Genomic DNA, 13,495 nt, shown 5'->3' with positions numbered 1-13,495 from the left:
CCATCCGGAGCGTTCCATGAATCAACCCGTGCCCCCGCTGCCCCCGGCGCGTCGCAACCCCGTCGCCAGTTTCTTCATCGGGCTGTGGGACGTCATGAACTTCACCCGCCGGTTGATCCTCAACCTGGTGTTCTTCGGCCTGCTGTTCCTGCTGCTGGTGATGTTCGTCATCGCCGCCGGCATGGGTGCCGGTGCCAGCAAGTCGCTGCAGGACCGCACGACGCTCGTGATCGCGCCGGAAGGCCGCCTGGTCGAGCAGTTCAGCGCCGACCCGGTCAGCCGCGCGCTGGCCAAGGCGGTGGGTGACAACGGCGCCGAGGAGATCCAGCTGCGCGATCTGCTGCGGGTGATCGAGTCGGCCAAGGAAGACAAGAAGATCGAGCGCGTGGTGCTGGAGCTGGACAAGCTGCAGCCGTCCGGTTTCGCCTCGCTGCGTGAGGTGGCCGCCGCGCTGCAGGACCTGCGCGCCTCCGGCAAGCAGCTGGTGGCCTACAGCGAGAGCATGGGCCAGTCGCAGTACCTGCTGGCCGCGCAGGCCGACGAGGTCTACCTGGACCCGATGGGTTCGGTCGTGCTCGAAGGCCTCGGCCGCTACCGCCAGTACTTCCGCACCGGCCTGCAGGACAAGCTGGGCGTGGACGTGCACCTGTTCAAGGTGGGCGAGTACAAGTCCGCGGCCGAGCCGTACGTGCTCGACGCGGCGTCGCCGGCCTCCAAGGAAGCCGACCTGTTCTGGATGAACGACGTGTGGCAGCGCTACCTGGGCGACATCGCCAAGGCCCGCCGCCTGGATCCGGCACAGCTGGCCGCCGGCATCGACACCCTGCCGGAAGGCATCGCTGCCGCCGGTGGTGACCTGGCCAAGTTCGCCCTGCAGCAGAAGCTGGTGACCGCGCTGAAGACCCGCGAGGAATTCGAGGATCTGATGATCGAGCGCGGCGTGGCCGACGAGGATGCCGACGGTGGTTTCCGCAACGTTGACTTCGGCCGCTACCTGGCCCTACTCGACGCGCGCCGCAACCCGGTGGACTCGCGTCCGCAGGTGGCCGTGGTGGTGGCCGCCGGCGAAATCAGTGGCGGTGACCTGCCGGCCGGCCGCATCGGTGGCGAGTCGACCTCGGCGCTGCTGCGTGCCGCGCGCGACGACGACAACGTGAAGTCGGTGGTGCTGCGGGTGGATTCGCCGGGCGGGGAAGTGTTCGCCTCCGAGCAGATCCGTCGTGAAGTGGTAGCCCTGCAGGCCGCTGGCAAGCCGGTCGTGGTGTCGATGGGTGATCTGGCCGCTTCCGGTGGCTACTGGATCAGCATGAACGCCGATCGCATCTATGCCGATCCGTCGACCATCACCGGTTCGATCGGCATCTTCGGCATGGTGCCGAACTTCAGCCGCGCGCTGGACAAGATCGGCGTGCACACCGACGGTGTCGGCACCACCCGCTTCGCCGGCGCCTTCGATGTCACCCGCCCGATGGACCCGGCCGTGGGCCAGGTCATCCAGACGGTGATCAACAAGGGCTACGCGGACTTCACCGGCCGTGTCGCCGACGCCCGCAAGAAGCCGGTCGAGGCCGTGGACGAGGTCGCCCGTGGCCGCGTGTGGAGCGGTGCACAGGCCAAGGAACGCGGCCTGGTCGATGCCTTCGGTGGCCTGAAGGACGCGGTGGCCGATGCGGCCAGCCGCGCCAAGCTGGGCAAGGCCGATGCCTATCGCGTGCGCTACATCGAGAAGGCGGCCACGCCGTTCGCGCAGTTCGTCAGCGGTTTCGCCGGCAGCCGCGCCGGTGCCTGGATGCTGTCCGATTCGGGGATGGCGCGGATGATGCTGGCACGCACGATGCCGGAAGTGGACACTCAGTTGCGCTTCGTCGAGAACGCGGCCCGCGAGAAGGGCAATGGCGCTCCGGTGAAGGCGCTGGCGTACTGCTTCTGCGGATTCTGATCGGCAACGGTACCGAATGAAAACGCCCGGCTCTGGCCGGGCGTTTTCGTTCATGGGGTCGGATCCCTTGGCAGCACAAAGGTCTCTGACCCCACAGGTCATTGCGTCGCGTCGGCTTCGGCCTTGCGCTCACGCGCAGCGGCATCATCGACGGTTTTCTGCACGTCCTTGGCGCGGTCCAGCGGGTCGTTGATCGCACGTGACATCGCTCGTGGCACCGGTGGCTTCTCCGGGTTCGGCGTGGGCGGCCGCTGGCAGGCCGCCAGCAGCAGGCTGGCCAGCAGCGACGTGGACAGGATCAGGATGCGCATGGCGGCTCTCCGCGGTGGGCGTATGGGCAAGTGTCGCATCCCCGGCCGAGCGCTGCCGTGAGCGCGTATCCTTGCGGCATCGAAACACAGCGGGCGCGGCCCCGGAGGACTCATGACCCAGCAACGGTGGCGCCTGGACGGCCAGACGGCCCTGATCACGGGTGCCAGCGCCGGTATTGGCCTGGCCATTGCGCACGAACTGGCTGGCCTCGGCGCCGACCTGATGATCGTCGGCCGCGACATCGACATGCTGGAAACGGCGCGCGACGAACTGCTGGATGTCTATCCGCAGCACCAGGTGCACGCGCTGGCGGCCGATGTCTCCGATGACGAGGACCGTCGGCAGATCCTGGACTGGGTGGAAGATCACAGCGATGGCCTGCACATCCTGGTCAACAATGCCGGTGGCAACGTCACCAAGGCGGCCACGGAATATTCCGAGGACGAATGGCGCAAGATCTTCGAGACCAACCTGTTCTCGGCCTTCGAGCTGTCGCGCTACGCGCATCCGCTGCTGGCCCGGCACGCGTCGTCTTCGATCGTCAATGTCGGCAGCGTGTCCGGGCTGACCCATGTGCGCAGTGGCGTGGTCTATGGCATGACCAAGGCGGCAATGCACCAGATGACCCGCAACCTGGCCGTCGAGTGGGCGGAGGATGGCATCCGGGTCAACGCGGTGGCGCCCTGGTACATCCGCACGCGGCGCACGTCCGGTCCGTTGTCGGACCCGGACTACTACGAGGAAGTGATCAACCGCACGCCGATGCGCCGCATCGGCGAGCCGGAGGAAGTGGCCGCAGCCGTTGGCTTCCTGTGCCTGCCGGCGGCCAGCTATGTCACCGGCGAATGCATCGCGGTGGATGGCGGCTTCCTGCGCTACGGGTTCTGATCTTCCAAAGGGTAGTGCCGGCCGCTGGCCGGCAACTGGAATCACTTGAAGATCCTGCGATTGCCGGCCAGCGGCCGGCACTACCGGGTGGCTGTCACCCCGGTACCGGGCAGTTGCTGGCCTCCAGCACGCCCTGCAGCCGTTCGCGTTCCCCACGGGCGTTGTCGCGGTTTTCCGGCGAGGCGAACCGCTCACGGCCACGTGCGTCGCGGAAGCGTTGCTGCCAGCTGCTGCAGCGCTGCGCGTCCGGCAGTTCCTCGCAGCGGTCGCGCACCACTTCGCAGCCGGCGGCATTGACCGGCGTGGCGCCGCCCAGTCCCTGCACGGTCATCAGTTCGCAGCGCCCGGGGGCGGCTTCGTATTCGTGCAGGTAGCCACCGCCCTGGCTGTCGGTGCACTGGAAGATCGGTGGCAGCGGCGGCTTCGGCGGCGCATTGCTGTCCGGCGCGGCATCGGCCTGGCGTGGCAGCGATGCACTGTCGAGTATCAGATCGCCGCCTTCGCGTTCGACCATGCCAGCTTCCATGATCGTGCGTCCTTCCCCGGGGCGACGAGGCGCGGGTGCGGGAACGGACGGCGCAGTGGCCGCGGCCGGTCCGGGCGCGGCCGGCACGGGTGCCGCTGAGGCCGGCGCCGGCGGAGCACTGGCCGGCACCCTCACCACCTGCTGCTTGCTGCCGGCAGGGCAGGGCGTGCGTTGCAGGGTGGGCACATCGCTGCTGCTGGAGGTACAACGGTAGATCACCCCGTCGTCGGCCAACGCGTTGCCGGCGAACAGGCCCAGGGCCAGCCAGATCAGGTTCTTCATGCGCACAGCGTACATGCCCCGGCAGGCATCGCGCTCAGCGTTCGCAGTCCCGCGACAGGCGCGCGTCGATGCCGCGCTGTTCATTGCTGATGGCGGTGCGCTCACTCTGCAGCGCGCTGTTGTAACGGCGGTCCAGTTCCCAGCGGCGGTCACGCAGGCGCGCACAGACGTCCTGCGGCGGCAGCGCATGGCAGCTGTCACGGACCAGCACGCTGCCGGCCGGCACCTGCACGCCGACGCCCACCGCAGGCGGCCGGTAGCCTGTGCCTTCACCGATTGGCGCACCGACCGGCGTGCCGAAGCCCGGGCGTGGACCGGGGTGGACCGCGCCGTGGTGCCCGTGCGGGAGCCACACGCTGGTCCACAACGGGACCCAGCGCGGATTGCCCTCGTTGCTGTCGCTGGTGTAGCGGCGACCGTCGTCGCTCACGCACTCGTACAACGGTTGTGGCGGCTGGATGTAGACGTGGCGGACTTCGCGATCGCGCATCACCGGAACCTCGCTGGGCGCCGCGGGAGGGGCGTCACTGCGCACCACCCGGGGTGCCGGATCGCGCGGGCGCTGCAGGTCACGCACCTCCTGCCGGCCGCTGCTGCAGGGCCTGTCCTGCAGGGCCACGGCGCCATTGCTGGCGACGCAGCGGTAGACGCGCACGTCCTCGGCGGCCGGTGCGGTCCATGGCAGCAGCAGGCACAGGCCCAGGGCGGTGCGCAGCAGGTTCATGGCGGCAGGGTGCGTGATTGTGCGTGGCAGTGCAATCGTCCGCTCAGGAGCGCAGCACGTTGCCGCTGAGCGCGTCGCGGATCGGGGTGGGCTGGGACAGGCCGCCGGTTTCGCCATCGAGGATGCCATCGAGCAGGCGCAGCAGGCGTGGATCCAGCTCGGCACGGCTGCGTGCCGGTGGTTCACCGGCCAGGTTGGCGCTGGTGGAGACGAGGGGCCCCCCCCAGGCGCGGCACAGGGCGGCGACCAGCGGGTGCGCGCTGATGCGCACGGCGATGCCGCTGTGCTCGCCGGTAATCCAGGGCTGGGCGCGCGGACCGGCCGGCAGGATCCAGGTGTTGGCACCCGGCCAGCTGGCCAGCACCGCGCGCTGTCGGGCATCGGGCAACGCCTGCAGGCGCACCCAGCCCTCCAGCTGCGACAATTCGGCGGCGACCAGGATCATGCCCTTCTCGATCGGGCGCTGCTTCAGCCGCAGCACCATGTGCACCGCCGCCTCATGCGAGGGATCACAGCCCAGGCCCCAGACCGCTTCGGTCGGATAGGCGATCACGCCGCCGGCGCGGAGCGTGGCGACAGCAGAGTCCAGGGTGAGTTCTTTCATGGCGGCGACCGGCCCGACGTGGGCCCCCATTATCCCCCTGCGGCGTGCAGAAGGGGTGGACCCTGGCCCGGTAGTGCCGGCCGCTGGCCGGCATCGGGTGCTTCTGGATGTTGCCGGCCAGCGGCCGGCACTACCCCTTATCCACGCATGGCGTGAATCTACTTCGCGGCCTTCTTGACGGCCTTCTTCGCAGGTGCCTTCTTTGCAGCGGCCTTCTTTACCACGGCCTTCTTCGCCGCCTTCTTGGCAGGCGCTTTCTTGGCTGCGGCCTTCTTCGGCGCCGCTTCCTTCTTCACCGCCGCCTTCTTGGCCGGTGCCTTCTTCGCGGCAGCCTTCTTGGCGCCGAAGCCCTTGCGCACGGGCTTGCCGGTTTCTTCCATCAGCTGCTGCACTTCGGCCAGGGTCAGCGATGCCGGCTCGCGATCCTTGGGGATCTTGCCGTTCATCCTGCCGTCGCTGATGTACGGGCCGAAGCGGCCGTTCAGCACCTGGATGTCGCTGCCCTCGAACTCCTTGATGATCCGGTTGCGCGCGATCTCTTCCTTCTCTTCGATCAGGAACACGGCGCGGGCCAGGTCGATGGTGTACGGGTCGTCTTCCTTCTTCAGCGAGGCATAGGTGCTGCCGCGCTTGGCGAACGGGCCGAAGCGGCCGATGCCGACGCTGACCGGCTCGCCGTTGTCCTCGCCCAGCGCGCGTGGCATCAGGAACAGTTCCAGCGCGTCTTCCAAGGATATGGTGTGCATCGACTGGCCGGGGCGCAGCGAGGCGAATTTCGGCTTCTCCTCGGCGTCCTCGGCGGTGCTGCCGATGGCGGCGTAAGGCCCGAAGCGGCCGAGGCGCACGCTGACCGGCTTGCCGGTCTTCGGGTCGGTGCCGAGCTCGCGCGCGCCACTGGCCTCGGCGCGGTCCACCGATTCCTTCTTGTCTTCCACCAGCTCCTTGAACGGCTCCCAGAAGCGGGCCATCAGCGGGATCCACTCTTCTTCGCCACGCGAGACGGCGTCGAGCTCGTCTTCGAGCTTGGCGGTGAAGTCGTAGTCCACGTACTGGGTGAAGTGGCTGGACAGGAACTTGGACACCGCGCGGCCGACGTCGGACGGGCGGAAGCTGCGGCCTTCCATTTCCACGTACTTGCGGAACAGCAGGGTCTGGATGATCGAGGCGTAGGTCGACGGACGGCCGATGCCGTACTCTTCCAGCGCCTTCACCAGCGCCGCTTCGGTGTAGCGCGGCGGCGGCTGGGTGAAATGCTGCTCGGCCTGGATGCGTTCCAGCGGCACGCGGTCGCCCGGCTTCATCGCCGGCAGCTTGCGGCCTTCGTCCTCGTCTTCGGCGCTCTTGTTGTCCTTGCCTTCCTCGTACACGGCCAGGAAGCCGGGCACCACCACGGTGGTACCGCTGGCACGGAACACGTGCTCGCTGCCAGCGGACAGGTCGACGCTGACGGTATTGAGCGTGGCCGGGATCATCTGGCAGGCGACGGCGCGCTTCCAGATCAGTTCGTACAGGCGGCGCTCGTCGTCGGTCAGGAAGCGCGCCACCTGGGCCGGGGTGCGCAGGGCCGAGGTCGGGCGCACCGCCTCGTGCGCTTCCTGGGCGTTCTTGGACTTGGTCTGGTACGTGTTCGGCTGGTCCGGCAGCGAGGCGATACCGTAATCACGGGCGATCACGTCGCGGATCTCGGCCAGCGCGTCCTGCGACAGGTTCACCGAGTCGGTACGCATGTACGAGATGAGGCCGACGGTGCCTTCGTCACCGATCGCCACGCCTTCATACAGCTTCTGCGCCACCTGCATGGTCTTGCGGGTGGTGAAACCGAGCTTGCGCGAGGCTTCCTGCTGCAGGGTGGAGGTGGTGAACGGCGGCGCCGGGCGGCGCTTGCGCTCCTTGCTGGCCACGTCGGTGACATGCAGCGAGCCCTGCGCGGCCTGCTGGATGCGCAGGCGGGCGGCTTCGGCGGTGTCGCCGTCGGTGATGGTGAACTGCTCGAATTTCTGCCCGTCCAGCTTGACCAGCTTGGCGTTGAAGTGCTGCGACGGGTGTGCGCACTCGGCGGCGATCGACCAGTACTCGCGGGCGATGAAGGCTTCGATCTCCTCCTCGCGCTCGACGATCATGCGCAGCGCCGGGCTCTGCACGCGGCCGGCGGACAGGCCGCGCTGGACCTTTCGCCACAGCACCGGCGACAGGTTGAAGCCGACCAGGTAGTCCAGCGCGCGGCGCGCCTGCTGGGCATCGACCAGGTCGCTGGCGATCGCGCGCGGCTGGCTGATCGCTTCCTTGATGGCGCGCGGGGTGATCTCGGTGAACACCACGCGCTGCATCGGCTTGTCCTTGACCAGCCCGCGTTCCTTCAGGATCTCGGCGATATGCCAGCTGATCGCTTCACCTTCGCGATCCGGGTCGGTCGCCAGAAGGATGTCGTCGGCGCCCTTGGCGGCCTTGGCGATCGCGTCGACATGTTTTTCGTTCTTGTCGATCACGTCGTAGTGCATGGCGAACCCGTTGTCCGGGTCGACCGCGCCTTCCTTCGGAATCAGGTCACGCACATGCCCATACGAGGCCAGGACGGTGTAGTCCTTGCCGAGGTATTTGTTGATCGTCTTGGCCTTGGCCGGCGATTCGACGATGAGCAGGTGCTTGGGCATGGCAGCAGTGTCTGTGGGGCGAGCCGCAGGGGAGGGGCCGCTAGGGTGGAGCAAACGGCCGCATTAGTGAAGCGGCCACGGACAAATCAATACGCTGAACGCCCGGTAGTGTGCCGGGCGTTCAGGTTTCACCTTATTAGAGGAATCACGCCCGGCCAGCCCCTGTCAAGCAGCCAGACGTGAGGATGGCCGTTCATGAGGCCATCTTGGCGATGAAGCCGACCGCGGCCACCAGCACCACCAGGCCCGCCAGCACCAGCAGGCCGGTGAGCACCAGGATCACGATGGTGACCGTGCCCAGCTCATGGCGCTGCAGGTGCGGCTGGTCGGTGTAGGCCCAGCGGTCGACCACCAGGGTGTCGCAGATCATGTCGTGCAGGCCCTGCTTGCGCTCGGTGAAGGCGGCCATCAGGAAGCCGATGCCGAGGGTGAAGCTGCTCAGCAGCATGGCCCAGTAGCGGCCGAAGGCGCGGCCCTTGGTCAGGCGATCGCCGTTGCTGCGCACGACCTTGATGCCGACCGCCATCTTGCCCAGCGTGGCGCCACCCTGCGAGGAATGGAACCAGGTGTAGTAGGCAACGCCGATGGCCATGTTGATCAGCGCGCTGGCCACCTGCGCGACGATTTCGATGGAGGTCTCGCCGCTGCCCACCGCGCCCATGCTGGCGCCAAGCACCACGCCGATGATGGCGCCGATGATGCCGCCCGGAATGGCCAGCACGAAGTAGTCGATCATGTACGCCGCTACGCGCTTCCAGAAGCCTGCGTAGACCACCTCGCCGCCGATCACCGGCTGCGGGCCACCGGCACCGGAAGCGGCCGGGGCGCTGTAGGGCGAGCTGCTGAGCGCGCCCGTGCCAGGCAGCGGTGCAGTGCCGTTGTCGATGGCGGCGTAGTCGCCGCGCAGGTCGAAGCCGCCGCTGGCGGTGGCCGTGCTGGCATCGGCCAGTGTCTGCAGGCCGAGCTCATCGACCACCTGGCGCAGTGCAGCCCACTGGGCCATGCCTTCGCGCCAGACCAGGGTGTCCAGGTTCAGTTCGCCCCGCTGGAAGCGCTGGCGGATTTCCTGGACCGGCAGCGGGCCCTGGCGTTGCTGTCCTTCGGCGTAGTACCACTCGGTCATTGCATGTTCCCTGTTGGATCGTCCTTGGAGGTGCTGCCGTGCGCGTGGCTCAGCCGCGGCACGACGGCGGCAGGTACTTGTCGTCGCTTTCACCGCTGCATTCCCAGCGGCCGCTGTCGCGATCATATTCCAGCCACAGCAGGTCGCCATCGAGGCTCTTGCCGGGCACGGCCAGCGTTGCTTCGATGCCGCAGTGGCCGTTGTTGAAGCGGCCGATGTTCACCGCCGACAGGCCGGCCTGGGTGAAATCACCCGGCGCCGGGAAACCGGCATCGTTGGCACCGGGGCAGCGGCCTTCGTCGTCGGCGAAGTGCTGCACCTGCTGTTTCAGCGGCTGCAGGGCATTGACCGCGGTGGCAACCTTGGCACGCACGGTGTAGTCGTTGTAGGCAGGCAGGGCGATCGCCGCGAGGATGGCCATGACCGGCACCAGCACCAGCAGCAGGCCGCCGCCGCCGATGATCGCGGTCAGGGCGCAGCCGGAGAGCTTCTTTTTCGGCGGCGGCAGCACCCCGGCCGGGGTCTGCGTGGCATAGGGCGTGGACGGTGGCAGCACCGGTGGTTGCGGCGGCGGCGGCGCAACCGGTTCCGGTTCGGGCTCCGGCTCGGGTTCCACGGCCGGCGCGGCGACGTCCAGCGCCGGCACGATCAGGCCCAGCTCATCGACCACGCTGCGCAACGGCTGCCATTGCGGCAGGCCGTCGCGCCAGACCAGGGTGTCCAGGGAGATCTGGTTGTTGCGGAACAACTCGACCAACTGTTCCGCCGGCAGCGGGCCTTGCTGCCGGTTGCCTTCTGCGTGGAACCACTCGCTCACGGGGACGCTCCTGAATGCGCTATGCCCCCAAGTGTACGGTCAGTGCAGGGGTTCTGGCTCGTCCATGAACATCTGCGTCTCCATCCAGGCGTAGGCCGCTTCGGAGCCGGGCTGGTTGAACAGCACCATCAGCACGACCCACTTCAGGTCGTCCAGGTCCAGTTCGTCCTGGTCCAGGGCCATCGCCCGGTCCAGCACCAGCTCGCGCTGGTCGGCGTCGAGGATGCCGTGCTGTTCCAGGTACAGCAGGAAGCCGCGGCATTCCACGTCCAGCTTGTCCAGCTCGGGGCCGTGGTAGATGCGCACGGGGCCATCGACCCGCGCCTGGGCCACGCTCGGCCGCTGCGCGGCCAGGGCATCGAGCCAGTCGAACGCCTTGTTGATCTCGGTGGGGCTGAAACCGGCCTGGATCAGGCCGTTCTGGAGCGAATCGCGGTCACGGATCAGGTCCGCATCTTCGCTGAAATAGTGTTCAAACAGGTACAGCAGTACATCCAGGATGCTCTCTTTCATTGCCCCTCGGCCTGCGTCGCGCGACGCTGTGGAGGTGAAGAAACTAGGGAGTTCGACAGTAGCGGCCGTGTACGCACACCACGATTCCCGCCAGTTCCATGGCCAGCAGCATGGAGGACACCTGTGACGCCGTCAATCCACAACGCGTGATCAGTGAATCCATACCGCTTGGGTTGTGGTCCAGCGCCCGCCACAAGCACTGGTAGTCAGGGTCGTCGGCCCAGCGCGCCGGCAGGAGCGCCGGCGGTGCCTGTTCAGTGGGGGTGGCCAACCGCGATTGCAAGCCCGGCAGCTGCTGGCGAAGGGCGGGGGCGAGCAGTTCCAGGACCTCCTCGGGGCGCTCGACCAGCGCCGCGCCCTCGCGGATCAGGCGATGGCAGCCGGTCGCGCGCGGGTTGAGCACCGACCCGGGCAGGGCACAGACCTCGCGGCCTGCCTCGGCGGCCAGGCGCGCGGTGATCAGCGCGCCCGAGCGCTGCGCGGCCTCGACCACCACGGTGGCCAGCGCCAGTCCGGCCACCAGCCGGTTGCGCGCAGGGAAGTGGCTGGGACGGGCAGCCGTGCCCGGCAGGTACTCGCTGAGCACCACGCCTTCGGCGGCGATCCGCGCCTGCAGCCGCGCGTGGCTGTCCGGATAGGCCCGGTCAGGGCCGGTGCCGATCACTGCCATGGTGCAGCCGCCGGCCTCCAGCGCAGCCTGGTGCGCGGCCGCATCGATGCCTGCGGCCAGGCCGCTGGTCACCGCCAGGCCGGCCTCGACGAAGCAGCCGGCAAAACGCGCGGCCAGTGCACGCCCGCCCGGGGTGGGCGAGCGGCTGCCGACCAGCGCCACCGAAGGGCGCCAGGCCAGGCAGGGATCACCGGCCACGAATAGCGCCAGCGGCGGGTTGGGTACCTCCAGCAGTGATGGCGGAAAGGCCGGATCGGTACACGGCAGCAGGTGATGGTTGTCCTGTTCCAGCCAGCGCCGGGCCGATGTCCAGGCCCGGGTATCGGGGCGTTCCAGGGCGGCGCACTGCTCCGGCGTGCAACCGTGCGCACGCCAGGTCGCAGTGCCTTGCGCGATGGCGGTTTCCGCATCGCCCGCGGCCTGCAGCAGGGCCCGTCGGGACGCCAGTGCGCCTCCCGCCATCAACAGGCGCAGCAGCGCCTCGTATGCATGTGTGGTCATCCCCCACTATCGGCCGCACACAACAAAGGCGCCCTAGGGCGCCTTCGCATGTGGCTGTCAGGTTTTGCCGGAGGTGCCTGCCGGCCCGCGGCCGGCACTCCAGTGGTGGCCGGGGCAGTCCGGCAACCGTTACTTCGCGTCCGGGTGCAGCGCGTTGTAACCCACCTGCACCGGCTTCACGCCCTGCATCACCAGCGCGTAGCTGACGTTGTCGAAGGTGCGGAACACCATCGCATGCGCGGCATATTCATCCGGCAGCGAGACCCGGCCTGCGCCGGTGCTGAGCGAGTCGTCCATGCGCGAGGAGGTCGGGTACTTCATGCGGTGCGCTACATGGCGGCCCGGGCGCCACAGCGAGAACACGGTGCCGTTGTCCACGCCCTGGGCACGGCCGGCCGAAATCGCGATCACGTCGCGTGGGCCACCGGCGGTGAACATGTCGGTGACCGCCAGCACGCGCACGTCCACGCCCTCGACACCCGCAGCGGGTACGTGGGGCACGAACTGCAGGTCGTACGGCCGGGCTTCGACCGGCACCAGGCGGTCGCCGGCGCGCACTTCGCGGCCGCCGACGTTCTTGTCCAGCACCAGCGTGGAGGCCTCGACCTTGCCGCCGGCGATCTGGGTGATGGTGCCGGTGGCGACCTGGGCCAGTTCGTAGCCGAGCACGCCACGACGTGCGTTGGGTGCGTTGTAGGCCTTCCACAGGTTGCCGCTGCCCGGGGTGACGTCGCCATTGGCGGTCAGGTCCTCGGTCGGCTTGGGCTGGGCGTAACGCACGGTCGGGCGTACCACGGCCCAGCGCTGGCCCACCTGGGCATCCGCCAGGCGCACGTAGACGGTGTCGCCACCGGACACGCGCAGGCGGCTGTCCTCCAGGCCGACGACGTAGGGCAGCTGCTTGACGCTGTCGACAACGCTCAGCTGCTTCAGGAACGGCTCGACCTGGGCCAGCGGAATGGCGTCGATCGGGGCCTCCTGGCGCGGACCGGCCTGGGACACGGTCACCCGGTCCAGGTAGGCCAGGCTCAGCACGTCACCTGGATAGATCAGGTGCGGGTTGGCGATCTGCGGATTGGCTTGCCAGATCTCCGGCCACAGCCAAGGCTTCTGCAGGAAACGTGCGGCGATATCCCACAACGTATCCCCTTTTCGGACCACATAGGTGTCCGGGTGCCCGCCATTCACTTCCACGGCGGTAGCATAGGCAGCCACGGTCAGCATCGCCGCGGCGACGACCGTACGAAAACGAAGCAACATAGGTGTGAAGCCCTGATTCCCCAACAGGTCCACGCACTATAGTCCAGAAACCGGGGCGCAAGGCAAGCGTTGGAGCTAGAATCTGCGACGTATGCCGGCGTGCCGGCCCCCTACCCGGAAACAGCCATGGCCCTTCTCCCCATTCTCGAGTTCCCCGATCCGCGCCTGCGTACCAAGGCTGCGTTGATCGACGCCGCCGAAGTCACCACGCCGGCCTTCCAGGAACTGATCGACAACATGTTCCTGACCATGTACGACGCCCCGGGCATCGGCCTGGCCGCCACCCAGGTGGACGTGCACAAGCGCTTCATGGTCATCGATGTCAGCGAAGAGAAGAATGAACCGCATGTGTTCATCAACCCGGAAATCGTCGCCAAGGACGGGGGCCGGGTGTACCAGGAGGGCTGCCTGTCGGTCCCGGGCATCTTCGCCGACGTGACCCGCGCTGACACCATCACCGTGAAGTACCTGGACCGCAACGGCCAGGAGCAGCAGCTGGAGGCCGGTGAAGTGCTGGCCACCTGCATCCAGCACGAGATGGACCACCTGGACGGCAAGCTGTTCATCGACTATCTGTCGCCGCTCAAGCGCGAGATGGTCCGCAAGAAGCTGGCCAAGCAGCGCAAGCACGTGGCGTGATCGCCAATCCGGGCCGCCCTCCGGGTGGCCCGTGCCTGCGCGACGC

Annotated in this window: 13 protein-coding genes; 3 read left to right on the top strand and 10 right to left on the bottom strand. The window is 68.0% G+C overall.

Annotated features, from left to right (window positions below):
• Positions 1-16 precede the first annotated feature (16 nt).
• A complete protein-coding gene (gene sppA / locus AC5P56_RS01860; protein WP_032958263.1) occupies positions 17-1,939 on the top strand; it encodes a signal peptide peptidase SppA in 1,923 nt (640 codons plus the stop codon).
• Positions 1,940-2,037: 98 nt separating this feature from the next.
• On the opposite strand, the gene AC5P56_RS01855 is transcribed toward sppA, so the two are convergent.
• On the bottom strand, positions 2,038-2,250 hold the full coding sequence (locus AC5P56_RS01855; protein ID WP_134809345.1) for a hypothetical protein: 213 nt from the start codon (positions 2,248-2,250) through the stop codon (positions 2,038-2,040).
• Positions 2,251-2,362: 112 nt separating this feature from the next.
• Between AC5P56_RS01855 and AC5P56_RS01850 the strand changes: the two genes are divergently transcribed.
• Positions 2,363-3,139, top strand: coding sequence for an SDR family oxidoreductase (locus tag AC5P56_RS01850; protein ID WP_014038643.1), 777 nt, complete (start codon positions 2,363-2,365; stop codon positions 3,137-3,139).
• Positions 3,140-3,233: 94 nt separating this feature from the next.
• Here the strand turns inward: AC5P56_RS01850 and AC5P56_RS01845 are convergent, their stop codons facing one another.
• The 9 genes from AC5P56_RS01845 to AC5P56_RS01805 form a co-directional block, all read right to left on the bottom strand.
• The gene (locus AC5P56_RS01845; protein ID WP_041864295.1) at positions 3,234-3,947 is read right to left on the bottom strand and encodes a hypothetical protein; all 714 of its coding nucleotides are present in this window, start codon (positions 3,945-3,947) and stop codon (positions 3,234-3,236) included.
• 34 nt (positions 3,948-3,981) lie between these two features.
• A complete protein-coding gene (locus tag AC5P56_RS01840) occupies positions 3,982-4,671 on the bottom strand; it encodes a hypothetical protein (protein ID WP_014648571.1) in 690 nt (229 codons plus the stop codon).
• A 43-nt stretch (positions 4,672-4,714) separates the two neighbouring features.
• Positions 4,715-5,305, bottom strand: a complete 591-nt coding sequence (gene tsaC / locus AC5P56_RS01835) for an L-threonylcarbamoyladenylate synthase type 1 TsaC (protein WP_288496748.1) — start codon at positions 5,303-5,305, stop codon at positions 4,715-4,717.
• A 128-nt stretch (positions 5,306-5,433) separates the two neighbouring features.
• Positions 5,434-7,926, bottom strand: a complete 2,493-nt coding sequence (locus tag AC5P56_RS01830; RefSeq protein WP_049408649.1) for a DNA topoisomerase I — start codon at positions 7,924-7,926, stop codon at positions 5,434-5,436.
• 193 nt (positions 7,927-8,119) lie between these two features.
• Positions 8,120-9,049 carry an RDD family protein gene (locus tag AC5P56_RS01825; protein ID WP_049408647.1) on the bottom strand — a complete coding sequence of 310 codons (930 nt, stop codon included), beginning with the start codon at positions 9,047-9,049 and terminating at the stop codon, positions 8,120-8,122.
• A gap of 49 nt (positions 9,050-9,098) precedes the next feature.
• Positions 9,099-9,866, bottom strand: coding sequence for a pilin (locus AC5P56_RS01820; RefSeq protein ID WP_288496749.1), 768 nt, complete (start codon positions 9,864-9,866; stop codon positions 9,099-9,101).
• Between the two features lie 39 nt (positions 9,867-9,905).
• Positions 9,906-10,379: a DUF494 family protein gene (locus tag AC5P56_RS01815; protein WP_005419622.1), complete on the bottom strand. Its 474-nt coding sequence runs from the start codon at positions 10,377-10,379 to the stop codon at positions 9,906-9,908.
• A gap of 43 nt (positions 10,380-10,422) precedes the next feature.
• Entirely contained in the window at positions 10,423-11,550 is a 1,128-nt protein-coding gene (dprA, locus tag AC5P56_RS01810) for a DNA-processing protein DprA (protein ID WP_014648566.1), read from the bottom strand.
• A gap of 129 nt (positions 11,551-11,679) precedes the next feature.
• A complete protein-coding gene (locus AC5P56_RS01805) occupies positions 11,680-12,810 on the bottom strand; it encodes a LysM peptidoglycan-binding domain-containing protein (RefSeq protein WP_032958270.1) in 1,131 nt (376 codons plus the stop codon).
• Between the two features lie 126 nt (positions 12,811-12,936).
• Between AC5P56_RS01805 and def the strand changes: the two genes are divergently transcribed.
• Positions 12,937-13,449: a peptide deformylase gene (gene def, locus AC5P56_RS01800; protein ID WP_014648564.1), complete on the top strand. Its 513-nt coding sequence runs from the start codon at positions 12,937-12,939 to the stop codon at positions 13,447-13,449.
• The last annotated feature ends 46 nt before the right edge of the window (positions 13,450-13,495 follow it).

Source organism: Stenotrophomonas sp. YJH_SMC_131, assembly GCF_059367975.1.
The sequence above is the reverse complement of the archived record's forward strand: the minus strand, read 5'-3'. Positions and strand labels throughout refer to the sequence as shown.